At 67.3% G+C, this 25,710-nt stretch carries 20 protein-coding genes; 15 read left to right on the forward strand and 5 right to left on the reverse strand.

The window, feature by feature from the left end:
• Positions 1-68: 68 nt before the first annotated feature.
• The 14 genes from AKI39_RS11590 to AKI39_RS11655 all read left to right on the forward strand — a co-directional run bounded on the left by AKI39_RS11590 (position 69) and on the right by AKI39_RS11655 (position 19,843).
• Complete coding sequence (locus AKI39_RS11590) at positions 69-1,103, forward strand: ABC transporter substrate-binding protein (RefSeq protein WP_066635914.1); 1,035 nt, start codon at positions 69-71, stop codon at positions 1,101-1,103.
• Complete coding sequence (locus tag AKI39_RS11595; RefSeq protein WP_066635921.1) at positions 1,100-1,885, forward strand: ABC transporter ATP-binding protein; 786 nt, start codon at positions 1,100-1,102, stop codon at positions 1,883-1,885. The genes AKI39_RS11590 and AKI39_RS11595 overlap by 4 nt, the downstream gene beginning before the upstream one ends.
• Positions 1,882-2,655 carry an ABC transporter permease gene (locus AKI39_RS11600; protein WP_066635923.1) on the forward strand — a complete coding sequence of 258 codons (774 nt, stop codon included), beginning with the start codon at positions 1,882-1,884 and terminating at the stop codon, positions 2,653-2,655. The genes AKI39_RS11595 and AKI39_RS11600 overlap by 4 nt, the downstream gene beginning before the upstream one ends.
• 48 nt (positions 2,656-2,703) lie before the next feature.
• Complete coding sequence (locus tag AKI39_RS11605; RefSeq protein ID WP_066635925.1) at positions 2,704-3,339, forward strand: TRAP transporter small permease subunit; 636 nt, start codon at positions 2,704-2,706, stop codon at positions 3,337-3,339.
• 1 nt (position 3,340) lies between these two features.
• The gene (locus AKI39_RS11610; protein ID WP_066635927.1) at positions 3,341-5,008 is read left to right on the forward strand and encodes a TRAP transporter large permease; all 1,668 of its coding nucleotides are present in this window, start codon (positions 3,341-3,343) and stop codon (positions 5,006-5,008) included.
• A 174-nt stretch (positions 5,009-5,182) separates the two neighbouring features.
• Positions 5,183-8,107, forward strand: coding sequence for a molybdopterin oxidoreductase family protein (locus tag AKI39_RS11615; protein WP_066635928.1), 2,925 nt, complete (start codon positions 5,183-5,185; stop codon positions 8,105-8,107).
• Between the two features lie 9 nt (positions 8,108-8,116).
• Entirely contained in the window at positions 8,117-8,860 is a 744-nt protein-coding gene (locus tag AKI39_RS11620) for a 4Fe-4S dicluster domain-containing protein (protein WP_066635931.1), read from the forward strand.
• A gap of 119 nt (positions 8,861-8,979) precedes the next feature.
• Positions 8,980-9,921 (forward strand): dimethyl sulfoxide reductase anchor subunit family protein, encoded by a 942-nt coding sequence (locus AKI39_RS11625; RefSeq protein ID WP_066635934.1) that lies wholly within the window; start codon positions 8,980-8,982, stop codon positions 9,919-9,921.
• A 63-nt stretch (positions 9,922-9,984) separates the two neighbouring features.
• Positions 9,985-10,929 (forward strand): NADP-dependent oxidoreductase, encoded by a 945-nt coding sequence (locus AKI39_RS11630; RefSeq protein WP_066635936.1) that lies wholly within the window; start codon positions 9,985-9,987, stop codon positions 10,927-10,929.
• Positions 10,930-11,024: 95 nt separating this feature from the next.
• Complete coding sequence (locus tag AKI39_RS11635; protein WP_066635939.1) at positions 11,025-11,969, forward strand: DMT family transporter; 945 nt, start codon at positions 11,025-11,027, stop codon at positions 11,967-11,969.
• Between the two features lie 60 nt (positions 11,970-12,029).
• Complete coding sequence (locus tag AKI39_RS11640; protein ID WP_066635946.1) at positions 12,030-12,947, forward strand: helix-turn-helix transcriptional regulator; 918 nt, start codon at positions 12,030-12,032, stop codon at positions 12,945-12,947.
• Positions 12,948-13,271: 324 nt separating this feature from the next.
• Entirely contained in the window at positions 13,272-16,781 is a 3,510-nt protein-coding gene (locus AKI39_RS11645) for an autotransporter outer membrane beta-barrel domain-containing protein (RefSeq protein WP_145925250.1), read from the forward strand.
• A 160-nt stretch (positions 16,782-16,941) separates the two neighbouring features.
• Positions 16,942-18,069 carry an aminotransferase class I/II-fold pyridoxal phosphate-dependent enzyme gene (locus AKI39_RS11650; protein ID WP_066635951.1) on the forward strand — a complete coding sequence of 376 codons (1,128 nt, stop codon included), beginning with the start codon at positions 16,942-16,944 and terminating at the stop codon, positions 18,067-18,069.
• Between the two features lie 214 nt (positions 18,070-18,283).
• Positions 18,284-19,843, forward strand: coding sequence for an argininosuccinate lyase (locus tag AKI39_RS11655; RefSeq protein ID WP_083228780.1), 1,560 nt, complete (start codon positions 18,284-18,286; stop codon positions 19,841-19,843).
• A gap of 98 nt (positions 19,844-19,941) precedes the next feature.
• Here AKI39_RS11655 and AKI39_RS11660 read toward each other — a convergent pair whose 3' ends face one another.
• Positions 19,942-20,835 (reverse strand): LysR family transcriptional regulator, encoded by an 894-nt coding sequence (locus AKI39_RS11660; RefSeq protein WP_066635954.1) that lies wholly within the window; start codon positions 20,833-20,835, stop codon positions 19,942-19,944.
• Positions 20,836-20,921: 86 nt separating this feature from the next.
• Between AKI39_RS11660 and AKI39_RS11665 the strand changes: the two genes are divergently transcribed.
• Positions 20,922-21,755 (forward strand): NAD(P)H-dependent oxidoreductase, encoded by an 834-nt coding sequence (locus AKI39_RS11665; RefSeq protein WP_066635957.1) that lies wholly within the window; start codon positions 20,922-20,924, stop codon positions 21,753-21,755.
• Here the strand turns inward: AKI39_RS11665 and AKI39_RS11670 are convergent.
• The 4 genes from AKI39_RS11670 to AKI39_RS11685 are packed head-to-tail and all read right to left on the reverse strand — an operon-like array spanning position 21,710 to position 25,703.
• Positions 21,710-22,489: an ABC transporter permease gene (locus AKI39_RS11670; protein WP_066635959.1), complete on the reverse strand. Its 780-nt coding sequence runs from the start codon at positions 22,487-22,489 to the stop codon at positions 21,710-21,712. The two genes, AKI39_RS11665 and AKI39_RS11670, sit on opposite strands and share 46 nt — an antisense overlap.
• 21 nt (positions 22,490-22,510) lie before the next feature.
• Positions 22,511-23,293: an ABC transporter ATP-binding protein gene (locus AKI39_RS11675; protein WP_066635961.1), complete on the reverse strand. Its 783-nt coding sequence runs from the start codon at positions 23,291-23,293 to the stop codon at positions 22,511-22,513.
• Positions 23,290-24,633: an acyl-CoA thioester hydrolase/BAAT C-terminal domain-containing protein gene (locus AKI39_RS11680; RefSeq protein ID WP_066635969.1), complete on the reverse strand. Its 1,344-nt coding sequence runs from the start codon at positions 24,631-24,633 to the stop codon at positions 23,290-23,292. The genes AKI39_RS11675 and AKI39_RS11680 overlap by 4 nt, the downstream gene beginning before the upstream one ends.
• A complete protein-coding gene (locus tag AKI39_RS11685) occupies positions 24,630-25,703 on the reverse strand; it encodes an ABC transporter substrate-binding protein (protein WP_066635971.1) in 1,074 nt (357 codons plus the stop codon). The genes AKI39_RS11680 and AKI39_RS11685 overlap by 4 nt, the downstream gene beginning before the upstream one ends.
• Between the last annotated feature and the right edge of the window lie 7 nt (positions 25,704-25,710).

Consider the following 25,710-nt stretch of genomic DNA (forward strand, 5'->3'; position numbering starts at 1 on the left):
CCGATCGACAACCATCCCGGCCCGCGCGCCGTCCAGGTCGCGCGGGCCATCCAAGCAAGGGGAACCTCATGCGGACGAGCAAGGCATATGGATGGCGCCGGTGGCTGGCCGGCGCGGCCACCCTGGCCATGTGGGCCGCGGCCGCCGTCGCCGCGGCGCAGCCCGCGACGCCACTGAAGGTGCGCCTGGACTGGACGCCGTGGGGCGTGCAGGCGCCTTTCCATCTGGCGCAGCAGAAGGGCTGGTACAAGCAGGCCGGCCTGGACGTGACGCTGGAGGACGGCAACGGGTCGGTGACGACGGTGCAGATCGTCGGTTCGAGCGACGCCTTCGACGTGGGGCACGCGGCGCTTGCGTCCATGATGATCGCCCGCGACAAGGGCCTGCCGGTCAAGGCGGTGGCCGTATTCGCGCGGCAAAGCGATATCGGCCTGCTGGTGCCGGCCGACTCGGGCATCACGGGGCCGAGCGGGCTGAAGGGACGCAAGGTCGCGTATACGGCCGGTTCGCTGGAAGCGCCGTTCATCGACGCTTTCCTGGCGGCGGGCAAGCTCAAGCGCGGGGACGTCGAGCTCGTCAATGTCGACGCCGCGAGCAAGGCGTCCACCTACGCCGTCGGCCGGGCCGACGCGGCGTTTTCGACCATCCCGTTCTTCCTGCCCGTGGTGTCCCAGAAGCGTCCGTCCACCGCCGTGCGCTTCGCGGACTTCGGCCTGAACATGCCCAGCTTCGGCCTGTTCGCCAGCGAGGCCAAGCTGAAGACCCGCGGCGACGCGATCGCGCGTTTCGCCAGCGTGACGGCACGGGCATGGGAATACATCCATGCCGGGCACGAGGACGAGGCCGTCGCTGCCATCCTGGCGCAGCGTCCGCAGGCGCGCCTGGATCCCAAGGTGCTGCGCGGCCAGATCGATGCCCTGAAGGCCTATTTCGGTACGCCGCCGTCGGGCGGCCGCCTGGGCGTGCCGGTGCCGGACGATTGGGTGCAGGCGGTGAAGACGCTGTCCTCGGTGGGACTGATCGGCGCGGAGGCGGATCCGGCCGGCTTCTATGCCACCGGGATGGTGCATCCCGAACGCTACGACGCCATGGTGGGACGATGAGCAATTGGGCCGTGTCGGCGCGCGATGTCAGCAAGCAGTATCCCGGCGAGCGGGGCGTGCGGGCGCTGGATTCGATATCGGTGGACCTGCCGCCCGGCCGCTTCGTCAGCATCCTGGGGCCCAGCGGCTGCGGGAAAAGCACCTTTCTGCGCTGTGTCGCGGGGCTGGAAACCATCAGCGCGGGCGAGCTGCGCGTCGAAGGCTGGCCCGTGAAGGGCCCGCCGGACGGCATCGGCATGGTGTTCCAGCGCGACGCCTTGCTGGACTGGCGCAGCATCCGCCGCAATGTGCTGCTTCCGATCGAATTCGCGCACAAGCCGGTGTCCGGCTATGCCGCCAAGGCGCGCGCGCTGCTGGCGCTGACCGGTCTGCAGGATTTCGCCGATTGCTATCCCCATGAGCTTTCGGGCGGCATGCGCCAGCGCGCGGCCATCTGCCGGGCGCTGATAGACGACCCGCGCCTGCTGCTGATGGATGAACCTTTCGGCGCGCTGGACGCCCTGACGCGCGACCAGATGAATGTCGAGCTTCAGCGCATCTGGATGGAAACCCGCAACACGGTGCTGTTCGTGACCCACGGCATCGCCGAGGCCGTGTTCCTCGGCGACACGGTCCTGGTGTTCTCGCCGCGCCCCGGACGCATCGTGGAAACCCTGAGGATCGATCTGCCGCGGCCGCGCCCGCTGGCCGTGCGCGAAACCGCGGAATTCGGCGCCTATGTGCGCCATATCCGCGACCTGTTCCAGGACATGGGCCTGATCGACGAGCGGAGCCACGCATGAAGTCCTCATCCCGCACGCTGCTGCACGGCGCGGCCGGCGCCGCCTCCCTGGTGCTGTTCCTGGCCGTGTGGGAAGCGGCGGCGCGGCTGTTGCACATCAAGCCCATCATGCTGCCGCTGCCCACGCAGATCGGCCAGGAGCTTGCGCATGATGCGGGGTGGTATGCCGGGCAGGCGGCCTATACCTTGATGACCACGCTGGCGGGCTTCGCGCTGTCCGTGCTGGGCGGCGTGGCGGTCGCGGTCATGCTGGTGGGCTCGCGATGGTTCGAAAGCGTGCTGCAGCCCCTGATCGTGGCCTTGAACAGCGTGCCCAAGGTCGCCGTGGCGCCGCTCTTCGTCATCTGGCTGGGCACCGGTGCCGAGCCGAAGATCGCCATTGCCTTCCTGATCGCCGTGTTCGCCGTCATCGTGGATACCGTGCACGGGCTGCGGTCGGTGCCGCGCGACATCCTGGACCTGGGACGCGTGTTGAAGGGGTCGCCGCGCGATTTCTTTTTCAAGGTGCGCCTGCCGTGCGCGCTGCCGTCCATCCTGGCAGGCATGAAGGTCGCCATTTCGCTGGCGCTGGTCGGCGCGATCGTCGGGGAATTCGTCTCCTCGCAAAGCGGCCTGGGCTACGTGATCATGACGGCGCAGGGCACCTTCGATACCGTGCGCGTGTTCGCCGCGCTGTTCGTGCTGGCCTTCATCGGCCTGGCGCTGTTCGGTGCCTTGGCATGGGTGGAACGCAAGGCGACGCCATGGCGGCGCCATGGCGAAGCGAACTGACCGCGGCGGATGAACGCGGCAAAAAGTGGATGGCACAAGGGGAAAGCAATGCAGGGATGGATGGCCTTGTCGCGTCTGATCGACGCGATCAACCTGCGCGTGGGCCGCGCCGTGACATGGGTGACCTTGCTGGTGGTGCTGGTCAGCGCCGGCAACGCGTTGGTGCGCAAGGTCTTGCACACCAGCTCGAATGCGTGGCTGGAATTGCAGTGGTATATGTTCGGGGCCATGTTCCTGCTGGCCTCGGGCTATACGCTGCTGAAGAACGAGCACGTGCGGGTGGATATCCTGTCCTCGCGCCTGTCGCGGCGCAAGCAGATCTGGATCGAGGTCTTCGGCGTGCTGTTCTTCCTGCTGCCGGCCTGCATGCTGATCCTGGCGCTGTCCTGGCCGGTCTTCACGGAGTCGTGGCTGACCCACGAGCAGTCGTCGAATTCGGGCGGGCTGGTGCGCTGGCCGGTGAAGCTGCTGATCCCGGCGGGCTTCGCGCTGCTGGTGCTAGCGGGCGTCTCGCACCTGATCAAATGCGTGGGCTTTCTGCTGGGCCGCGGCCCAGATCCGCTGCGGCGCGAGGGCGTGCGCTCGGCCGAGGAAGAACTGGCCGCGGAAATCGCCCGCGAAGCCCAGGCCCGCGAAGCGGCCGCGCTGGCCGCGGCGGCGGCGCCGCGCGACGGGGGGCGTTGAGATGGACTTCTTCATCGCCAACCTGGCGCCCATCATGTTCGCCACCCTGGTGGTGTTCCTGCTGCTGGGTTTTCCGGTGGCCTTCGCGCTGGCGGCCAACGGCATCCTGTACGGCCTGATCGGCATCGAGCTGGGCCTGCTCACGCCGGCGCTGTTCCAGGCGCTGCCGCAGCGGGTGTTCGGCATCATCTCCAACGACACGCTGCTGGCGGTGCCGTTCTTCACGCTGATGGGACTGGTGCTGGAGCGCTCGGGCATGGCCGAGGACCTGCTGGAGACCATCGGGCAGCTGTTCGGCACGGTCCGGGGCGGCCTGGCCTTCGCGGTGGTGTTCGTCGGCGCCATGCTGGCGGCCACCACCGGCGTGGTCTCGGCCTCGGTGATCTCCATGGGGCTGATCTCGCTGCCCATCATGCTGCGCTACGGCTACGACCGGCGCCTGGCCAGCGGCGTGATCGCCGCCTCCGGCACGCTGTCGCAGATCATCCCGCCCTCGCTGGTACTGATCATCCTGGCCGACCAGCTGGGCCGCTCGATCGGCGACATGTACCGGGCGGCGATGGTGCCGGGCTTCGTGCTGGCCGGGCTGTACATCCTGTACGTGATCATCATGTGCGTGGTCAGGCCCGCCTCGGCGCCAGCCTTGCCCGAGGAGGCGCGGCGGTTTCGCGAGACCAATGGCACGCGCGGGGGCCGCTCGCTGCTGGTGCTGATGGCGATCTCCGTGGCGGTGGCCTGGGCGCTGGGCCGGTGGATGGAGAACGACACCGCGCCGGCCGACGAGCGCATCGTGCTCAGCCTGCTGTTGTGGGGCCTGTCCGCCTTCGTGATCGCCATCGTCAACAAGGGACTGCGCCTGCGGCTGCTGTCGGCGCTGGCCGAGCGGGTGACCTTCGTCATGATCCCGCCGTTGTTCCTGATCTTCCTGGTGCTGGGCACCATCTTCATCGGCGTGGCCACGCCCACCGAGGGCGGGGCGATGGGCGCGGTGGGGGCCATCGCCATGGCGCTGGCGCGCAAGCGGCTGACGCTGGACCTCATGCGCCAGGCGATGGACACCACGACCAAGCTGTCCTGCTTCGTGGTCTTCATCCTGGTGGGTTCCACGGTGTTTGGCCTGACCTTTCGCGGCGTGAACGGCGATCTGTGGGTCGAACACCTGCTGACCGGGCTGCCGGGCGGGCAGTGGGGCTTCCTGATCGTGGTCAGCGTGCTGACCTTCGTGCTGGCCTTCTTCCTGGACTTCTTCGAGCTGGCCTTCATCATCGTGCCGCTGCTCGGGCCGGTGGCCGAAAAGATGGGCATCGACCTGATCTGGTTCGGGGTGATCCTGGCGGTGAACATGCAGACGTCCTTCATGCATCCGCCCTTCGGTTTCGCGCTGTTCTACCTGCGCTCGGTGGCGCCCAAGGATGCCTACCGGGACAAGGTCACGGGGCGGACCATCGCGCCGGTGACCACGGGGCAGATCTATCGCGGATCCATTCCCTTCATCGTCATCCAGCTGCTGATGGTGGCCACGGTGATGCTGGTGCCCGCGATGGTGATGCACTACAAGGGCGACCAGTCCCAGGTCGACCCCGCGTCGGTGAAGATCGACGTGCAGGGCGGCTACGGCGATAGCGTGTACGGCGGCGGGGCGGATGACGGCGGGGCGGTGTTCAAGTAGCGCCATGGCGCGGGAGTACCGCTCGCCGGAGCCCGTTGAATATAACTTTATCGGATTTGCTTATAACTCAAATACGAAATAGCAACTTTTGTCCCGCGGTTCTCCTCCGTATCATCAGTCCCCAAATGGCCGGCGCGGGTGCGCCGGTCCGGCCGTTCGATAAGGAGGCGCGGCATGGAGCACGGGCACCGCACGCAGCGCGAGAATCTCGAAGTCAAGAACACCACCTGTTATATGTGCGCGTGCCGCTGCGGCATCCGCGTCCATTTGCGCGACGGCGAAGTCCGCTATATCGACGGCAATCCTGAACATCCGCTGAATCAGGGTGTCATTTGCGCCAAGGGCTCGTCCGGGATCATGAAGCAGTATTCGCCGGCCCGCCTGACGCAGCCCTTGCGCCGCAAGCCGGGATCCGAGCGGGGCACGGCGGAATTCGAGCCGATTTCCTGGGAAGAGGCCTTGTCCCAGCTGGAGACCCGCCTGGCCCACCTGCGGGCCACGGATCCGCGCCGCTTTGCGCTATTCACCGGCCGCGACCAGATGCAGGCGCTGACCGGCCTGTTCGCCAAGCAGTTCGGCACGCCCAATTACGCCGCGCATGGCGGCTTCTGCTCGGCCAACATGGCGGCCGGGATGATCTACACGATAGGCGGGTCGTTCTGGGAGTTCGGCGGCCCGGACCTGGACCGCGCCCGGCTGTTCCTGATGATAGGCACGGCCGAGGATCATCATTCCAACCCGCTGAAGATCGCGATATCCAAGTTCAAGCGCGCCGGCGGCCGCTTCATCGCCATCAATCCCGTGCGCACCGGCTACGCCGCCGTCGCCGACGAATGGATCCCCATCCGGCCCGGCACCGATGGCGCGCTGTTCATGGCCCTGATCCACGAACTGATCGCCCAGGATGCCTACGACCACGAGTTCGTCTCCCGCTATACCAATGCGGGCGAATTGATCGACCTGCGCGAGGACAGCGAAACGTCCGGCCTGTTCGTCCGGGACGCCGGCAGCCCGGAAATCAATGCCTTGTTCCCGCAGAACCGCATGTGGTGGGACAAGCACAGCAACCGCCCGGTGGTGAATCACGCGGCGGGTGCCGAACCGGCGCTGGACGGACAATACATGCTGGACGACGGCACGCCCGTCACGCCGTCCTTTACCCGCCTGCGCGAACGCGTTGCATCCTGTACCCCGGAATGGGCGGCCGCAATCACCGGCATCCCGGCCGAGACCATCCGGCGCCTGGCCGGCGAGTTGATCCAGGTCTCGCGCGAGCAGAAGATCGAGCTGCCGATCCGCTGGACGGACGCCTGGGGCGTGACCCATGAATCGGTACGCGGCGCACCCATCGCCTTCCACGCCATGCGCGGACTGGCGGCCCATTCCAATGGTTTCCAGAGCATCCGGGCGATGTCCATCCTGATGACGCTGCTGGGCACCATCGATACCCCGGGCGGCTTTCGCCACAAGGCGCCGTATCCGCGCGCCGTGCCGCCGTCGGCCAAGCCGCCCAACAAGGCCAGCGACGTGCAGCCGAATACGCCGCTGCCCAACGGCCCGCTGGGTTGGCCGGCCGCGCCGGAGGACCTGTTCATCGACGAACAGGGCGAGCCGGTGCGCATCGACAAGGCTTTCTCCTGGGAGTACCCGCTGGCCGTGCATGGCCTGATGCACAGCGTCATCACGAATGCCTGGCGCGGCGATCCCTATCCCATCGATACGCTGTTGATTTTCATGGCCAACATGGCGTGGAATTCGTCGATGAACACGGTCGAGACGCGCAGGATGCTGACCGACAAGGGCGAGGATGGGGAATACAAGATCCCCTTCCTGGTCGTGTGCGATGCGTTCCAGTCGGAGATGACGGCGTTCGCGGACCTGATCCTGCCGGATACGACGTACCTGGAACGGCACGATGCCATGTCGATGCTGGATCGTCCCATCTCCGAATTCGACGGTCCCGTGGACGCCGTGCGTATCCCCGTGGTGCCGCCGACAGGCGATTGCCGCCCCTTCCAGGACGTGCTGGTCGAGCTCGCGGGACGCCTGAAGTTTCCCGCCTTCACGCGGCCGGACGGCGAGCGAAAGTTCAGCAGCTACAAGGACTTCGTCATCAACTTCCAGACAGCGCCCGATTCCGGCGTCGGCTTCCTGATCGGCTGGCGCGGCAAGGACGGCGACAAGGCCCTGGTCGGCGAGCCCAATCCCCAGCAGTGGGAGCGGTACGCCGAGAACAACTGCTTCTACCACCATGTCCTGCCCGAGGACATGCAGTACATGCGCAACTGCAACGGCCCCTACCTGAAGTGGTCGGTGGAAACGGGCATGCGCAAGTTCGGCACGCCCATCGTGATGCAGCTGTACTCCGAGGTGATGCAGAAATTCCGCCTGGCCGCGCAGGGCAAGACGCGCGGGCGCCAGCCGCCCGATCACCTGCGCGCGCGCGTCGAACGCTATTTCGATCCCGTACCTTTCTGGTACGAACCCATCGAGAACAGCGTTACCGACATGCAGGCCTTCCCGCTGGCCGCCGTGACGCAGCGTCCCATGGCGATGTACCACTCCTGGGATTCGCAGAATGCCTGGTTGCGGCAGATCCATGGCGAAAACTATCTGATGGTCAATCCCCGGACCGCGGGCGCGCAAGGCATCGAGGACGGCGGCTGGATTTACGTCGAATCGCCGTGGGGCAAGGTGCGCTGCATGGCGCGCTACAGCGAAGCGGTCGAACCGGGCACGGTATGGACCTGGAACGCCATCGGCAAGGCGGCCGGCGCCTGGAACCTGGGCCCGGACGCCAATGAGTCGCGCCGCGGCTTCCTGCTGAACCACCTGATCACCGACGAGCTGCCGGGCGGCACGGACGGCGTGCCGGGCCGCGTTTCCAATTCCGACCCCATCACCGGCCAGGCTGGGTGGTACGACCTGCGCGTGCGCATCTATCCGGCCGAGGCCGATGCGGATTTCACGCTGCCGCAGTTCGCGGCGATGAAGCCGCTGCCCGGCTCGCTGAATGTCTTGACCCGCGTGGTGCAGACGTATTTCGCCGGCAAGGGCGAATTCCTTGCCCGCTTGCGCCGCGCCGCGCCCAACAAGTAAGGAAACGACATGACCCAGATGGCACTGGTGATCGATCTGAACGTCTGCGTGGGTTGCCACGCCTGCGTGACCAGCTGCAAGGAATGGAATACATCGGGCGAGGCGGGCAGCCTGGCCGATGAACGCGCCTACGATGCCGACCCCAGCGGCAACTTCTTCAATCGCGTCCAGACCTACGAGGCCGGCGAATTTCCGCTGACCGACACGATCCATTTCCCCAAGTCCTGCCTGCACTGCGAGGATCCGCCTTGCGTACCGGTCTGCCCGACCGGCGCCAGCTACAAGCGGGAATCGGACGGGCTGGTGCTGGTCGATTACGACAAATGCATAGGTTGCAATTACTGCGCATGGGCCTGTCCCTACGGTGCGCGCGAACTCGATCCGCAGCGCAAGGAAATGACGAAGTGCACCTTGTGCTCGGATCGCATCGACAACCCGGCGCTGCCCGAACGCGACCGCAAGCCGGCCTGCGTGCTGGCCTGTCCGACCTCCGCGCGCCTGTTCGGCGATATCCATGACCCGGATTCGGAAGTGTCGCAAGCCATTCGTGACCGCGGCGGCTATCAGCTGATGCCCGAATGGGACACCAAGCCGGCGAACCATTATCTGCCGCGACGCAAGACCGAAGCGCAGGGATGCGGCTCCTCGTCGTGTTCCTGCGGCTCGGCCGGCGACGGCGCGTCGAAGGGGAATATCGAGGCGCAACTGGAGCGGGGACAACTGGACCTGGCGGCCGTGGCCTCGTCGCATTGATGTCCCGGCCGGGGTAGGGCAAGCAGGCAAGGATCCGCGGGGGTGTGCGGGTTGATCGTGATTAAGCGACGAGGGGCTTGCGCCCCAGACTCGACGTGTTTCAAGAACAAGGAGTTTCCATGCGGCCACCTTTTTCGGTCGTGTTTCTGACCACGCTCTGCGGCGCCGCCCAGGGCCTGTTGATCGCCCTGGTTGCGATGGAGCTTGCCGCTTACGCCGGTGCGCTGTCGATGCCGCCGCAGGCCTTCTTCGTCGCCGGCGCGTGTGTTTCCGTGGTGCTGGGCGCGCTGGGCCTGCTGGCGTCCTTCTTCCACCTGGGACATCCGGAACGCGCCTGGCGCGCTGTCGCCATGTGGCGTACGTCGTGGCTGTCGCGCGAATGCCTGGCCGTGCCGGCCTTCCTGGCGCTGGCCTTCCTGTACGGCCTGGCGCATCTGCTGGCCCTGCCTTATTCCCTGATCGTGGGGATCGTCGCGGTATGCGCGGCGGCAGTGCTGTTCCTGTGCACGGCCATGATCTATGCCTGCCTGCGCTTCCTGCAGGAATGGGCCAGCCCGTTCACGCTGGTCAACTTCGTGCTGCTGGGCTGCGCATCCGGTTTCACGCTGGCCACGCTGATCGCGGCTATCGTCTACCCGCCGCTGGTCCTGGTGCTGGGCCCCTGCGCCTGCATCCTGATCGCGGGGGGCTGCATGTCGCGCATGGCGTCGCTGGCGCGCAATGCGCGCCTGCATCCCAAGTCCACGCTGCAAAGCGCCACCGGTATCCGGTCGGACAAGGTGGTGCAGAAGTCGCAGGGATTCACGTCCAGCTCATTCAATATGCGGGAATTCTTCCACGGCAAGAGTCCCGCCATGCTGGCCACGGTAAAAACGGCGTTCTTGATTGGGGCCTTCGTCGTTCCCTTCATCCTGGTCATGTTCGCCTCGTCCCCGTCCGCCCCCGTGGGGCTGCTGCTTGCCGCCTTCGTCATCCAGTACCTGGGCCTGCTGGCCGAGCGCTGGTTCTTCTTCGCCGAGGCCAGGCACCCGCAGAACCTGTATTACCAGCGCGCGGCATAGGCGGTCTTCCAGCGGCATGGCACTTGCGGCAAGAGCCGCTTTCGCCTTTGCCAGGAGGCCGCCATGAGCCGCATGCAAGCCTATCGTATCCATCGCTTCGGTGGCCCCGAAGTGCTGCAGGAAGAATGGATCGACGTGCCGGAGCCCGCGGCCAGCGAGGGGCTGATACGGGTCATGGCGGCCAGCTTGAACCCCGTCGACTTCAAGACCCGGGAGGGGAAGTACCCCCTGGTGCGCGCCGACCGCCTGCCGTATGTCCTGGGCCGCGATTGCGCGGGGGTACTGGAAGAAACCCGGCAGCGACTGCCGGGCATCGAGGCGGGTGACGCCGTATACGCGTTCGTCGGCCAGGGGCAGGGCGCCTACGCGCAATATGTGGCGGTGCCCCTGGAGGGCATCGCGCGCAAACCGCTATCGCTCGATTTCGTCACCGCGGCGGCGGTGCCCTTGGCCGGCTTGACGGCATGGCAGGGCATTTTCGATCACGGCGGCTTGAAGCCCGGCCAGCGGCTGCTGATCCACGGCGCCGCGGGCGGCGTCGGCCATTTTGCGCTGCAGTTCGCCAAGGCGAAGGGCGCCGAGGTCCTTGCCACGGCATCCGGCGAAAGTGCCGATTTCCTGCGTTCGCTGGGCGCGGATCGGGTCATCGACTACAAGACCCAGGATTTCGAGAAGGAAGCCAGGGATGTCGATGTCGTATTCGACCTGATCGGAGGCGAAACGCAGGAGCGTTCATGGAACGTGCTGAAGGACGGCGGCGCCTTGATCTCGACCTTGAACGAACCGTCCCAGGATCGGGCGAAACAGAAAAACGCCCGCGCCGCCCGCTACACCGCGCGACCCGATGGCCGCCAACTGGCACAGATCGCCGACCTGATCGACCGCGAAAAAGTCCGTGTTCACGTAAGCCGCATCTTCGAATTCGCCCAGATGGAGCGCGCACAGCGCCAACTCCAGGAAGGCCATAACCGGGGCAAGCTCGTGGTGACTTTGTCCGGCCGTGTATAGATCGCGCCGTCCATGAGAAGTGGCATCCAGGCACGAGCTACAGCTGCCTGGGCGCGCGAACTTTGCGGCCGGCAATCCGGAATACACTGCGCGGCATGAGTAAATCCGCCGCCGCTTCCCCGCGTTTCGATCTGGTTGAACTGGCCATCCTGGCGTTGCCGCCTTTGTTCTGGGCGGGCAATTTCGTGGTGGCGCGGGCCGCCAGGGGGGATATTCCGCCGATGGCCTTGTCCTTCGGCAGGTGGGCGATTGCCTTCCTCCTGTTGTTGCCGTTTTCCTGGAAATGGATGTGGCGGGACAAGGCGCGATATTGGCAGCATCGGTGGCTGCTGGTGCGCGTGTCGCTGATCGGGGTGGCCGCCTTCAATACGCTGGTATATCTGGGGCTGCACACGACGACGGCGGCGAATGGGCTGTTGCTGAACTCGGTCATTCCGGTGCTGATCGTGCTGTTCGGCGCGGTGTTCTATCGGCAGCGGTTGCGGCGCTTGCAGGCGTTCGGCCTGGCGGTTTCCTGTGTCGGGGTACTGACCATCATCGTCCACGGGGAATGGGCGCGGCTGGTCGCGCTGGAGTTTTCCGGCGGCGATGTGATTGTCTTCATCGCCATGATGTGCTGGGCGCTGTATACCCTGTGGCTGCGCGCGCTGCCGGCGGACTTGAACCGGATCGGGGTGATGGGCATCCAGATCGTGATCGCGCTGTGCGCCCTGTTTCCGCTGTGTGCGTGGGAAGCCATCGACGGGGCGCGGCCGACCTGGAACATGGCTTCCCTCCTGGCGCTGCTGTACGTCGGGGTCGTGCCTTCGGTATTGGCCTACCTGTTGTACATGCATGGCGTTGCGCGGGCAGGCGCGGCCAGGGCAGGGTTGTTCATACACCTGGTGCCGGTCTACGGCGCGCTGCTGTCGGTGATCTTCCTGGGCGAGTCCCTGCACCTGTATCACGCCGTGGGGATCGCGCTGATCCTGACCGGGCTGGCATGTTCGCGCGAGCGCGCGGCGCCGGCGCGGGCGTCTTCGTGCTCGTCGACGTCTTAATCGAGCTTACCGCTTTACAGTTGGACTTCACGACTTCGTAATCCGGATTTGCGACCCCCCATGAAGCCCGCGCTCTCCCCGGAAACCATGGGCCGCCTGATCGACGCGGCCGGGACCCGGCAATCGCTGGATGTCCTGTTCGCGGCGCTCGCGTCTCTCGTTCCCTTCGAGATGGTCTCCGTGCTGGTGTATCCAGGCCGAGGGCGGCCTGTCGCGCTGTATGATGACTTCAGGGAAGCCGCGTATCGGCAAGGCCTGGACAATTATTTGCGCCATTCCTACGTGCTGAATCCCTGCTACCAGGCTTACCTGGGCGGGCTGCGATCCGGCGTGATACGCATACGTGATCTGGTTTCCGCCGGAGGCGGGCGTTCAGCCGGCCTGGCCGTGGCGGGCGGACGGGCCGGTCCGACGGCGGAGGGGCCGACGACCGTTCCCACGGGGGGTAGTCCAGCGGACGACCTCATGCGCGTGCCGGGCGCTGCTCCCGGCGTGCCGGTAGCGGTATCCGAACAGGAAGAAATCGGCTACGTCACGCTGGGCTGGCCGCCCCACCGCGAAGAAGTGCTGGTGATGGCGCCATTGCCGGACGATGCGGCCGCGGAAATCGGCTTGCTACGTCCGCGCGCCAGCGGCGGCTTCAGCGAGCCGCACATCGACTGCCTGCGGGAGCTTCATCCGGTGATAACCGCCGTGATACGGCGCTATTGGACGGGACTTTCCGGGGCCGCCGCCACGCCACCTGACAGCCGCATCGACGCCGCCTTCGACAATTTCGGCAAGCCGGTATTGAGCGTGCGCGAAGCGGAAATCATCCGGATGGTCCTGCAGGGGCACTCATCGGAGTCCATCGGCCTTCATCTGGGCATTTCGGTTACGACGGTCAAGACGCATCGCAAGAACGCGTATGCCAAGCTGAACATTTCGACCCAGTCGGAGTTGCTGTCCTTGTTCCTGAAGGCCCTGGAACGGGGTTGACCCCACATCCGGATGTAGCCTTTTGAATGAGGCGGCCATTACAATCGGCCACCTGTTTCCCGGTAGCCGGATTCCCGGCGCATCGTATCGAGAGGCCCTGCAAGAGGCAACCCCGGGCAGTTCGGATAGCCGCTTGGGGTGCGGTATGGCGCGATGGCACGGTTGCCCAATCGTATCCTGCTCCCATCCATGGCTCGCTTGCCCGCTACCCCTGATTCCACCGGACCCGGTCCTTCTCAAGCCGCGGAGCGGCCTGGCCTGGCGCTGTCGGCACCCCGCCCGCCCGCGGCCACGAGGTTGTACGGCCTTTCCGTGGCCGCCGCCATGCTCACGCTAGGCGGGCCGCTGGCCTTCGCGGCCCCCGGCGACATCGTGAGCGGTGGCGGACGGGGCGGCAATGGATCGAACAGCATCTTCATGGATCCTGGCGGTGCCGGCGGCATGGGCGGGATCGGCGGCGGTGGGGGCGGTGCAGGTGGAGAAGCCGGCAGCCCTGGTGCCACCACCCCCGGTGGCAATGGCGGCAACGGCGCTTTTCCGGGCGTGGACGCACAGCGCGGCTCGAATAGCGGCACGCTGCCCGGCCTGCCGGGTTTGGCTCCCGTTGGCGATCTTAGCGGTGGCGGTGGCGGCGGTTCCGGCTCCGGCGATATCAGCGGCTTGGGCGGCCAGGGCGGGGATGGACAGGCCGGGACGGTGGATGGCAGTGCCATCATCAACCTGACGGGCGCCATCATGGGCGGTAGCGGTAGCGGCGGCCCGGGTGACGGCCAACTGGGCGGCGTTTCCGCGGGCGGGGGTGGTGGTGGTGGCGGCGGCGCGGCGCTTATCGTCACCAGTCCCAATGCATCCGTGGCCGGCGACGGCAACTTCGTGCAAGGGGGCGGCGGCGGTGATGCCGTGCCTATCTTCCGCTCCGGTGGCGGTGGCGGCGGCGGGGCCGGCATTGTGCTCCTGTCCGGCGGCCTCATCACCCTGAGCAACGCGCAGGTGTTGGGCGGCGATGGCGGCGGTGCCGGCGCGGGCAGCGGTACCAGCGGCGGCCAGGGCGGCGCGGGCATTTTCCTCGTCGATGGCGGCACGCTGCACACGGTGCGTGCTACGCAGGTCTTCGGCGGCACGGGCGGCGGGACGTTGGCGACCGGAGCCGCGGGCGGGGCCGGCGTATTGGCCAACCGCGGCAGCATCGTGAACGAAGGCACGATCCAGGGCGGTTTCGGTGGCGAAGGGGTCAGGGGCGGTATCGGCGGCCCGGGCATCGTCGCCAACGGCACGTCCATCACCAACGCTGCGGGCGCGACGATCAACGGCGGTACAGGCGGTACGGTGGACAATCTCGCGAGCACCGTACCGGGCAATGGCGGCGTCGCGATCCAGTTCATCAATACCGGCGGCACACTGGCCAATGCCGGCACCATCAACGGCGGCGCCGGGGGCGACCAGTTCAACGGCGGTAGCGCGCGGGGCGACGGTTCGATCGCCATTACGACGGAAGGCGGGACGTCGGTGACCAATGTCGGCACGATCGCGGGCGGCACCGGGGCGTCCGGACGCGCCAATGCCATCGAATTCAACGGCGGGGCGAACCGGCTGACGATAACGGCGGGCTCCTCGATCCTGGGCAATGTGTTGAGCCGTAGCGGCACGACCAACGGCGGCGATACGCTGGCGCTGGGCGGCGACACGACCGACGGCACCACTACCTTCGATGTATCGCGGATCGGCGTGCTGGGTGGCTCCGCGCAATACCAGGGTTTCGGGAATTTCCAGAAGACGGGGGCCAGCACGTGGACGCTGACCGGCACGACATCGAACGCCACGCCATGGACGATCCAGGGCGGCGTGCTTTCCATATCGAATGACCAGGCATTGGGTGACGTGGCGGTGCCCGTCACGCTGGACGGCGGCGCGTTGCGGAACACGGTGTCGCTCAGTACCAGCCGTCCCATCGCGGTGGCGGCCGGCGGCGGCGCCTTGGACGTGCAGCAGAACCTGGCTCTGTTCGGCGCCTTGTCCGGAAACGGCGCGCTGAGCAAGACGGGCAGCGGGACGCTGGCGCTCAATGGCGTGAGCACTTATACCGGCACCTTGACCGTGCAGTCCGGCGAACTGGTGGTGGGCGACCTGGGACATGGCGGCGCGGTGCTGCCCGGCGCCGTCACGGTGAACGGCGGCGCCACGCTCAGCGGGGCCGGGACGGTGGGCAATACCGTGGTGGCGGCGGGCGGCATCATCGCGCCCGGGCTTTCCATCGGCACCCTGCATGTGGCCGGCAACCTGACCATGGCCGCAGGCTCCATTTACCAGGTACAAGTCGCGCCCGGCGGTTCGGCGAGCGACCTGATTCAGGTGACCGGCACGGCGACGCTGGGCGGCTCCGTGGTGCATGTGGGACCGGATGGCAACTTCGATCCGTCGCGCGACTACACCATCGTGACGGCGGGGCAGGGCGTGAGCGGCAGCTTCAATTCGGTCTCCAGCAACCTCGCGTTCCTGACGCCGACGCTGGCGTATGGGGCGCATGATGTGACCCTGCGCCTGCGACTGAAGGACGTGCCCGATGACGGGGGCGGCAATGGCGGGAACAGCGGTACGGGAGGTAACGGCGGCAGTGGCGGTGACGGCGGCAGCGGGACGGGGAGCGGTGGCGCGCCGGATGGCGGCAACGCCGGAGGCGGCGGCACGCGTCCCATCCGCTTCGCCGACGCAGCCGTCACCCGCAACCAGCGCGCCGTGGCCAACGCCGTGCAAAGCCTGCCTTCCGGCAATCCGGTCTATCTGAGCGTCCTGAACCTGGCCGAAGGCGCGCCGCCCGCGGCCTTCGATTCGCTGTCCGGCGAAGTCCACCCCAGCACGACATCCGTATTGCAATCGATCGGCGACACGGTCGCCAGCGTGCCGCTGGATCACCTGCGGGCCAATTTGGGAGCGGGCCTGGCGCCCGGCGCGCCGACCGCGCAGCTCGGCCCGTCGGATGCCGCGGCGCTGCCGCGTTCGGCGGCGCGCCCGGTCTGGGCGCAGCTCGTCGGTAATTGGCGCAGTTTCGGCGGCGGCGGCGACGCCGCCAAGGTGAAGGAGTCGGACGGCGGGCTGTTCGTGGGCGGCGATGGAGCGATCGGCGGCGGCTGGCGCCTGGGCGGCGCGCTGGGCTACACGGGCAGCCATCTGCGGCAGGGTGGCGGTGCCACGGCCAATATCGACAGCTACAGCGCGCTGGTCCAGGGCGGCAAGTCCCTGCGGGCCGGCCCGGGCGACGTCCAGCTGATGGCGGGCGCGGCCTATACCTGGCACGACATCGGCACACGGCGCAATGCGCAGGCCGGCAGCCTGAGCCAGTCGCTGGACGCGGATTACCACGCCAGCACGGCGCAGGTGTTCGGCGAGGTAGGCTATCGCGTGCCGGTGGGCGACAAGGTGGCGCTGCAACCCTTCGTGGGCGTGAATTACAGCGACCTGCGCACGCGCGGGTTTTCCGAGTCGGGCGGAACGGCGGCCCTGGACGGCGACAGCCAGCGCAACAAGGTGACGACCACGACCCTGGGCCTGCGGGCCGAAGCGAAGGTGGAATCCGCGGGCAAGCCGGGCCGCGTCTACGCGATGGCCGGCTGGCGCCACGGATTCGGCGACCTGGATCCCGAGACCACGCTGGCCTTCGCCGACAGCACGCCATTCACGGTGGCGGGCGCGCCCATCGCCCGCGATTCCGCGGTGACCAGCGTGGGGATCGATATGCAGGTGTCCCGCTCCGCCACCTTCGGTGTCGCCTATAACGGCCAGTTCGGCGGCGGCAACCGGCAGAACGCCGGCACGGTCAACGTGCGCTGGCAGTTCTAGCGCTTGCCGGCCGTTCGCTTACGCCGGGCGGAACGGTTGGATACGGCTGAAACATCTGTCGGCCGGCTGCTCCGCGTGCGCCTCCTACCCGGGGAGGATGTCGCTGCGAGCCCGTCCGCGACATCATCACGGCTTTCATCCACAACCCTGGGGGAATGCCGTGAAGTACACGCGGATGGCGCTGGAAGCGGAATCGCCGGAGGAGTTCGGCTATGGCCGGATCCGGAACAATTTGTCGGAAAGCTCGATACCCGACCGCAAGCTCGGCGAGCTCGGGCTGGATCTGTCGGACTTGACGTTGTTCTATGGCGAACACCGCGGCGATTCCGCGCTGCGCGCGCAGATCGCGCGGCACAGCGGCAGCGCGAATATCGGGCCGGAAGACGTCCTGGTGTGCGCCGGCGCGGCGGGGGCCTTGTTCATCGCCGCCAGTTCGCTGCTGCAGCCCGCGTCGCATCTGGTCGTGGTGCGGCCCAACTATGCGACGAATATCGAAACCCCGAAGGCGATCGGCTGCGACATCAGCTACGTCGATCTGTCCTTCGAGAACGGCTTCAAGACGGATATCGACGCCATCGAGCGGGCGATGCGGCCGGACACGGCCTATATCAGCGTGACCTGTCCGCACAACCCGACGGGCACCATGATGTCCTGGGACGAGTTGCTGCGCCTGGACGATATCGCGCGCCGGCACGGCTGCCTGGTACTGGTGGACGAAACCTATCGCGACCTGAGCCATGGGGAGCCGTACCCAGCGACGGCCAGTATCAGCGACCGCTTCATTTCGGTGTCTTCGCTATCCAAGGCCTATGGCACGCCGGGCATACGGACCGGCTGGCTGATTACCCGCAACCCGGACCTGTATGCGCTGTTCCTGGCGGCCAAGGAGCAGATCGGCATCTGCGGCTCCGTGCTGGACGAGGCGGTCGGCGCCGCGGTGCTGGCCCAGCGCGACGGCTGGCTCGCGCAGAGCAATCGGCGCAACCTGCGCCATCGCGACATCGTGCGCGACTGGATGGCAAGCGAGCCCTATATGGAATGGGTGGAGCCCGCCGGCGGCGTGGTCTGCTTTCCGCGGTTGAAGGTGGACGCGGCATTCGACCTTGACCGTTTCTACCGCAGCCTGCTGGAGACGCACGGCACCTATGTCGGGCCGGGCCATTGGTTTGAAATGCCGCGTCATTACATGCGCCTCGGCTTCGCCTGGGTTGGCGAGCAGCAACTGCGTGACGGGCTAGCGGCCATTTCCGCGGCCATACGCGAGCAAATGCCGAAGGACGGGGAGTGAACGATGCACGACGATCCGGATCGCGGCCTTTGAGCCGGCAACGGGCCTGGTGGCATTCTGCCCGCCGGCTGCACGACCTGCTGGGCCAGGTGGCCGACGTGGTCCAGTACCGGGTGAGGCAAGGCTAGGTACGGCCGCCCGGGACAACGGTATCATCGTGCTTTTCCGGGCACGGCACGCCAACGACCCGGTCGCTGCACAGGAAGGAGCCACCATGACCGTTCCCCAACCCCAAGCCAGCCGTCGCGGCCACGGTTTCCGGCGCATCGCCGCGGCCAGCCTGCTGGCCCTGGCCCTGGCCGGCGCGCGCGCCGATGCCGCGAACGGCGGCGCCAGCGGCCTGCATGACAATTTCTTTTGGCTGGGCCAGTTCAACAAGGCGTCCATCGTGATGACGGTGGAGCAGGGCATCGTCCCGCGCGATATCGGCCAAAAGACCGCGCGCGCCGTCGCGCAGGTGATCGCCGAAGGCGACAAGCCCGGCGGCAAGCGCCCCGGCGATTACCTGCAGCTGGAGCCCATGATCGTCAAGATCGCCGGCGCGGACGCCACCCGCATGCATTCGGGTCGCAGCCGCCAGGACATCCTGGCCACCACGCGGCGCGTCATGCTGCGCGACCGCCTGCTGGACCTGTACGAGGCGTTGGACCAGGCGCATGCATCGGTGAACGCGCTGGCGGAAAAATACGCCGACGCCATCGTGCCGGCCTATACCAATGGCGTGCAGGCCCAGCCGACCACCTATGGCCACTACCTGCTGGCGTTTTCCAGTGTGCTGGATCGGGATGCGGCTCGCCTGCGCGAAGCCTATGCCCGTGTGAACCTCAGCCCCATGGGGGCCGCCGCGCTGGGCACGTCCAGCTTCCCCATCGACCGCAAGCGTCTGGCCGCACTCCTGGGTTTCGATGGCGTGGTCGACAATTCCTACGATGCCGCGCAGTTCTCGCAGATCGACGTCGGTGCAGAAGCCGCCAGCCTGGCCAGCACCATGGCGCTTAGCGTGGGCGCCTTCGTCCAGGACGTGCATACCCAATATCAACAGGCCAAGCCCTGGCTGATGCTGACCGAGGGCAAACTGACCGGCACCAGCAGCATCATGCCGCAGAAGCGCAATCCCTACGCCCTGAACGACGTGCGGTTGGCGGCCAGCGAGGCCGTGGCCGACGCAATGGCGGCCCTGGTCGTGGCGCATAACGTCGCCCCCGGCATGCCGGACTACAAGCGCGAGCAGGCCCAGGATGCGCTGGATGCCGCCACCGATATGTACCTGAAGCTGGACGATATGCTGGGCGGCCTGGTGCTGAACCGCGAGCGCGCGCTGGCCGAGGTGGACGCGGACTATTCCACCACCACGGAACTGGCCGACGTGCTGCAACGGGACGCCAATGTGCCGTTCCGCATCGGCCATCACTTTGCCTCCGACCTGGTCACCTATGGCCGGCAGAACAACCTGAAGCCTGCGGATATTCCCTATGCGGAGGCGCAGCGCATCTATACGGCCGCCGGCAAGGCCTATGGCATGGACAATGCCAAGCTGCCGCTGGACGAGCCGCGTTTCCGCCAGGTGCTGACGGCGCAGAACATGATTGCCTCCAGCAAGGGGCAGGGCGGCCCCCAGCCCGCCGAAGTGTCGCGCATGCTGGCCGACGCCAAGCAGCGGCTTTCCGCCGATGTCGCCTGGGTGCAAGCGGCCCGCGACCGCCTGATGGCGGCGCAGGACAACCTGGATCGCGCCTTCGACAACGTGGCGAACCCGCCTCCCGCCAAGAAATAAGCAGGCTCCCGCCAGCCGGGCGGATCCCTTTTGCAGCGCCCGGCCAGCCCTTTTATACCGGCCGGGGGGGTCCGTTTACACCGGCCGCGCAGGTCCGCTTACACCGACCGGGCGATGTGGTCGCGCAGCCATTGGTGCGCCGGATCCCGGTGAACGCGCTCATGCCACAGCATCAGCATATCGAAGCCGGGTAGCGCCACCGGCGGTTCGACCACCCGCAGCGCGGGATTGCCGCGCACCAGCCTGGCCGGCACCATCGCCACCAGATCGGTGCTGGCCAGCGCGGACGCCAGAAACAGGAAGTGCGGCACGGATAGCGCGACTCGTCGCGTCATGCCGTGTTCGGCCAGCACCGTGTCGGTCACGCCTTGGAAACCACCGCCGTCCGGCGACACGATGGCGTGTTCCAGCTTGCAGAACTGCGCCAGCGTCGGGCGGCGCTTCAGCCCTGGATGTCCGGCGCGGCCCGCCAGCACGTAGCGCTCGGTGAACAGCAGCTTGCTGCGCAGGCCCGGCGGCGCTTCCTCGGCGATGTGGAAGGCAAGGTCCAGGTCACGCTCCGCCTGGCGGGCCAGCAGCGACGGCGCCATTCCATGCACGGCCAATCGCGTGCCGGGCGCCGCGGCCCGCAGCCCCGGCAGCACCGCCAGGACAATCGTGGATTCCGCGTAGTCCGAGGCCATGACGCGCCAGGTATGGGTGGCCTGGGCCGGGTCGAAAGGACGCGAGGGCGCGACGGCTTGGCCGAGCGCCTCCAGTGCCCGGCGCAGCGGCTCGCGTAGTTCCTCCGCGCGGCGCGTGGGCCGCATGCCACGCGGCCCGGGCAGCAGCAAGGGATCGCCGAAAACGTCCCGCAACCGGGCCAGTTGCACGCTGACGGTGGGTTGCGCCAGGTGCAGGCGTTCGGCCGCCCGGGTCACGTTGTGTTCCGCCAGCAGCGCGTCCAGGGTCACCAGCAGGTTCAAGTCGAGACGCCGCAAGGAATTGTTCATCGCAATACCTGGAATTGTGGGAATTCATTTCCAATATAGCGCACGCCGCTCTATCTTGAGCTCACTTGATGAAGGAGCAGCGTGCCATGAACGTTCTGATTGTGTTTGCCCACCCCGAACCCCGGTCCTTGAATGGATCGCTCAAGGATTTCGCCGTGCAGCGGCTGCGGCGCGCCGGCCACGCCGTCCAGGTATCGGACCTGTACGCCATGAACTGGAAAGCCACCGTGGATGCCGACGACAACCTGGCCACGACGCCGGGCGCGCGCTTCAATCCTTCCATGGACTCCCGCCAGGCCTACGCGAACGGTACGCAGCGCGGGGACATCGCGCGCGAGCAGGAAAAGCTGCGCTGGGCGGATGCCGTCATCCTGCAGTTTCCGCTGTGGTGGTTCTCGATGCCGGCCATCCTTAAAGGCTGGGTCGAGCGCGTGTATGCATACGGTTTCGCCTACGGCGTGGGCGAGCATTCGGACAGCCACTGGGGCGACCGCTACGGCGAAGGCATGCTGGCGGGCAAGCGGGCGATGCTCGTGGTGACGACCGGCGGCTGGGCGTCGCACTACGCGCCGCGCGGCATCAACGGGCCGATCGACGACATCCTGTTCCCGATCCAGCACGGCCTCTTGTACTACCCGGGTTTCGACGTGTTGCCGCCGCACGTGATCTACCGCACCAGCCGCATCGATGAAGCCGCATTCGCACAGGCTTGCGAAGCGCTGGGGCAGCGGCTGGACACGCTATGGACGACCGACCCGATTCCCTTCCGCAAGCAGAACGCGGGCGATTACCTGATTCCGGCGCTGACGCTGCGGCCCGAGCTGGCGCCCGGGCGGTCCGGTTTCGGCATCCATGTGGATCACGACGATGTGGATCACCGGTCGCGATCGCCGCGCGACTCCCAGAACACCACGCGGTGATGCACGCGGCGCATCAGCATCGAGCCGGCCAGGCCGATCACGGCCAGCAGCAGCACCCCCGCGAACATGGTGGCCAGGCTCATGCTGACCGATGCCGATGCGATCAGATAGCCCAGGCCCTCCTGCGCGGACAGGAATTCGCCGACCACCGCGCCGATCAGCGCCATCGCCACGCCTATCTGCAGGCCGGAAAAGATATCGCCGGCCGCCGCGGGCAGCTTCACGTGCAGCAGCAGGTAGGCACGCGTGGCGGAAAAGGCGCGACAGGCGTCCAGCAGCTCGGTGTCCGTGCGCTTGATGCCATTGATGGTATTGACGAACAAGGGAAAGAAGCACACCAGCGCCACCAGCACCACCTTGGACGACATGCCGAAGCCGAACCACACCAGGATGATGGGGCCCAGCGCCACCTTGGGCATGGCCTGTAGACCGATGAGCAGGGGATAGAGGAAGCGTTCGAAGGTGCGCGATTCGGCCAGCAGGGCGCCCAGCAGCACGGCCAGGCCGCAGCCGATGGCGTAGCCGGCCAGGGATTCCGCCAGCGTGGCCCAGATGTGCGGCCACAGGGTGCCGCTGGCGAATCCCTCGTACAGGGCGCCGAATACCGCCCGGGGCGGCGGCAGCAGATAGTCCGGAATGGCGAAGGCGCGGATGGACCAGTGCCATGCCGCGACCAGCACGGCGATGCTGATCAGCGGGTAGAGGACCGAAGTGATGTCTAGGCGTTTCAGCATGGAAAGGATGGCGTCGGCAAGTCAGGCGGCTTGCGCATGGGTGAAATGGCGGCGCAGGTGCTGGCAGGCGGCATTGAAGGCCGCGTCGCCCAGGGTAGCCAGGGTGCGCGGGCGGGGCAGTTCGGGGCGGTAGTCTTCGATGATGCGGCCGGGGCGCGGCGACATCACCACGACGCGATCGGCCAGGAAGACCGCTTCCGGGATGCTGTGCGTGATGAACAGCACCGATTTGCGTTGGGTGCTCCAGATGCGTTGCAACTCAAGCGTCAGCGCCTCGCGCGTCAGCGCGTCCAGGGCCGCGAAGGGTTCGTCCATCAGCAGCAGGTCGGGATCGGGCAGCAGCATGCGGGCGATGCCCACGCGCTGCTGCATGCCGCCGGAAAGCTCGCCGGGATAGTTGCCGGCGAAACCGCCCAGCGACACCAGCTCCAGCAGCGATAGCGCGCGTTCGCGGGCCGGGCCCGCCGGCAGGTTCAGGGTTCGCGCGGGCAGCAGCACGTTGTCCAGCACGGTTTTCCAGGGCAGCAGATTGGGTTTCTGGAAGACCACGCCCGCGCGGCGGCTGGGCCGCGCCACCGTCTCGCCGCCCAGGCGCACGTCGCCTTCGGTCGGGTGCAGCAGGCCGGCCGCCAGCTTCAACAAGGTGGACTTGCCGCAGCCGGAGGGCCCAAGCACGGCCACGAACTCGCCGGGCGCGATGTCCAGTTCGATGCCCGTCAGGGCCTGGATATGGCCCTTGCGTGTGGGATAGGTCAGCCCGACGCCCTTGAAGCTCAGCGCGGCCGTGGACGACGGCCCTCTCATACGGACGCCTCATGCGCCCGGACCGCATCCGCGAGGAAGCGTTGCACGGCATCCCAGGATTGCCGGTTTGCCTGCGCGTTGGCGCGGGGCGTGCCGCCGCCGGTCAGCACGACGCCCGCAACCGGGTGCGGCTTGGCGATCAGGGTGGTCGGTACGTTGGGCAGGCCGATGGCATGGCCGGCGCCCTGGCCGCAGACGTGCTCCACGGGCCATCGGTGGCCGTGCTGCTTCAAGGCTGCGGCGATCTGTTCGCTGAACAGCGTGGACGGCCAGAAGCCGTCGTCCGTGCCCGAGATCAGCATGACGGGGCCGGCGATGTGTTCGACGGCGATGCGCGATGCCGCCACGGACGCGGAATGCCGCAGCGGCGTATGGAACGCAGCGGCCTGCCGCACCGGCTGGCCGTCGGCCCGGGTCTGGTTGAAGGCGGTCCAGTCGGCTTCCGGGTTGTCCTGCCACACGTTGCGCAAGGGCTGGCCCTGCCACGTCCAGGTGGGCGAATCCGGCGCTTCGCCGGGCGCGCCGGCGCGCAGGGTGCCGTGCACCACGGCGCTGGGCACGTAGGCGATGGCGGCGTTCACCAGTGCCGGGAAGCGCGACGCCAGCAGCAGCGTCAATTCGCCGCCGCGCGACTGGCCGGTCACCGCGACGAAGCCGCCCGCCGGGTCCAGGTTGGCGCGGGTCCATCGCAGCGCGCGTTCGAAGTATTCCAGCGGCGTGCGCGAGATATGCGCGGGCAGGCCGGGCGCCTTGAAATAGCCCAGCGCGAAGGCGGTGTAGCCGTGCGCGGCGTAAAGCGCCGCGCGCTGGCGCGGGATGCCGCCGCCGGACCCATTCAGGACGATGATGACCGGACGCGGGCCGGCGGCCGCGGGACGGAACACCGTGCCCACCAGTCCTTCGCTATCGATCTCCTGCCGCGTGACGCCGTCGACGACATAGCGTTGCACCAGCGTGGCGTGGGCACGTGTCCCGGCGTCGGCGCTTTCGGCGTCGATGGCGATGGCCAGCGTATCGACTTCATCGGTGCGCTCGGGCTCCGCGGGCGGCTGCGTGCGCTTCATCGCCCAGACCAGCGCCATGGCGTCGGGGCTGTCCCAATCCCCGGCGCTGGGTGCCTGGTGATCCAGGTCTATCGTGCCGTCGGGGCCCGCGTTAAAGGTGGCCTCGCTCTGCCATATGCTGCCGTCCGGGTGCCGCAATTCGCCGCGCACACGTACCGCGCCGCCGGCGGGAAAGCCGCTTAGGACGATGCGCCGCGCGACGTCGAGCGCGGCATCCGCGGGTTCCACGCGTATCGCCGGGCGTGCCACCGGGTCGTTGTCCTGCGAGGTGCTCATTTGGCCGCCTTTGCCTGCGCGCGTACCGCGTCGGCATCGAAATCGTTGATCTGCTTGATGAACGCGTTGGAGAAAATCTGCTCCACCGGCACATTGGCCGACGGATACTCGCCCGCGTTGGCCATCGCCTGGATGCCGGCCTTGATGGCCTGCAGGTCGTAATAGCCCGGCACGCGCGGCTGGCCCGACGGCGTGTACAGCACGCGCTGCAGGCGGCGGCTCAGCAGCGTGGCCTGGTCCTTCAGCGCCTGCGCTTCGTCACCGGCCGGCTTGGATTGCGGATTGGCGCGCCAGAAGGCCCGCACGCAGTATTCCGGATTCGCCACGCAGGCCACCTGGGCCTTCGTATAGGCGCGCGCGAACCGCACCATCAGGTCGGGATGGTCGCGGAAGGTATCGACGTGGGCGATGAAGCCGTTGCCGGCCGTTTCGGCGAACACGGGCGGGTAGGCGATGCGGCGGATGGGGGTGCCGGACATTTCCAGCATGTCGTTCCAGCTGCTGTTGAAATTCAGGGCCGCGACCTTGCCGGTCTTCAGCGCCTGGAAGCCGGCCGCGAGCGCCCCGACCGCGACATAGTTCACATCCTTGCCCGGCGTCAGACCGGCCGTGCGCAGCGCGGCGCGTCCGCCCGGGATGGTGCCCCAGGTCAGCGCGCCGACGCCGATCTCCTTGCCCTTGAAATCGGCCAGCGTCTTCACCGGCGAATTCGCCAGCACGGCAAACTCCATGGTGTTGCCCGGCACGCCGTTGTAGAAGTAGCGCAGCGGCAGCACGTCCTTGCCGTTGAAGTAGCTGGAGATGACGGGCTCGGAAGTCGGATAGCCGAAGGTCACGCGCTTGTTCGCCACCTGGGGCAGCAGGGCACCCGCGCCCTGGAACACGATGGTCTTGACCGAGAGGTTCTCCTGCTTGAAGTAGCCCAGCTCCTCCGCGGCGGCATAGGGCGCGCCGTCATGCACGGCGGGCGGGATGGCCAGGGCGACGGTGACTTCATCCAGGGCAAAGGCAGGCGCGGCCACCAGCGCGGCCATCAGGCCGCCCAGGGCGCATACAGTGGAAAAACGCATGGGGATC

This window comes from Bordetella sp. H567 (assembly GCF_001704295.1).
Classification (GTDB): domain Bacteria; phylum Pseudomonadota; class Gammaproteobacteria; order Burkholderiales; family Burkholderiaceae_B; genus Bordetella_C.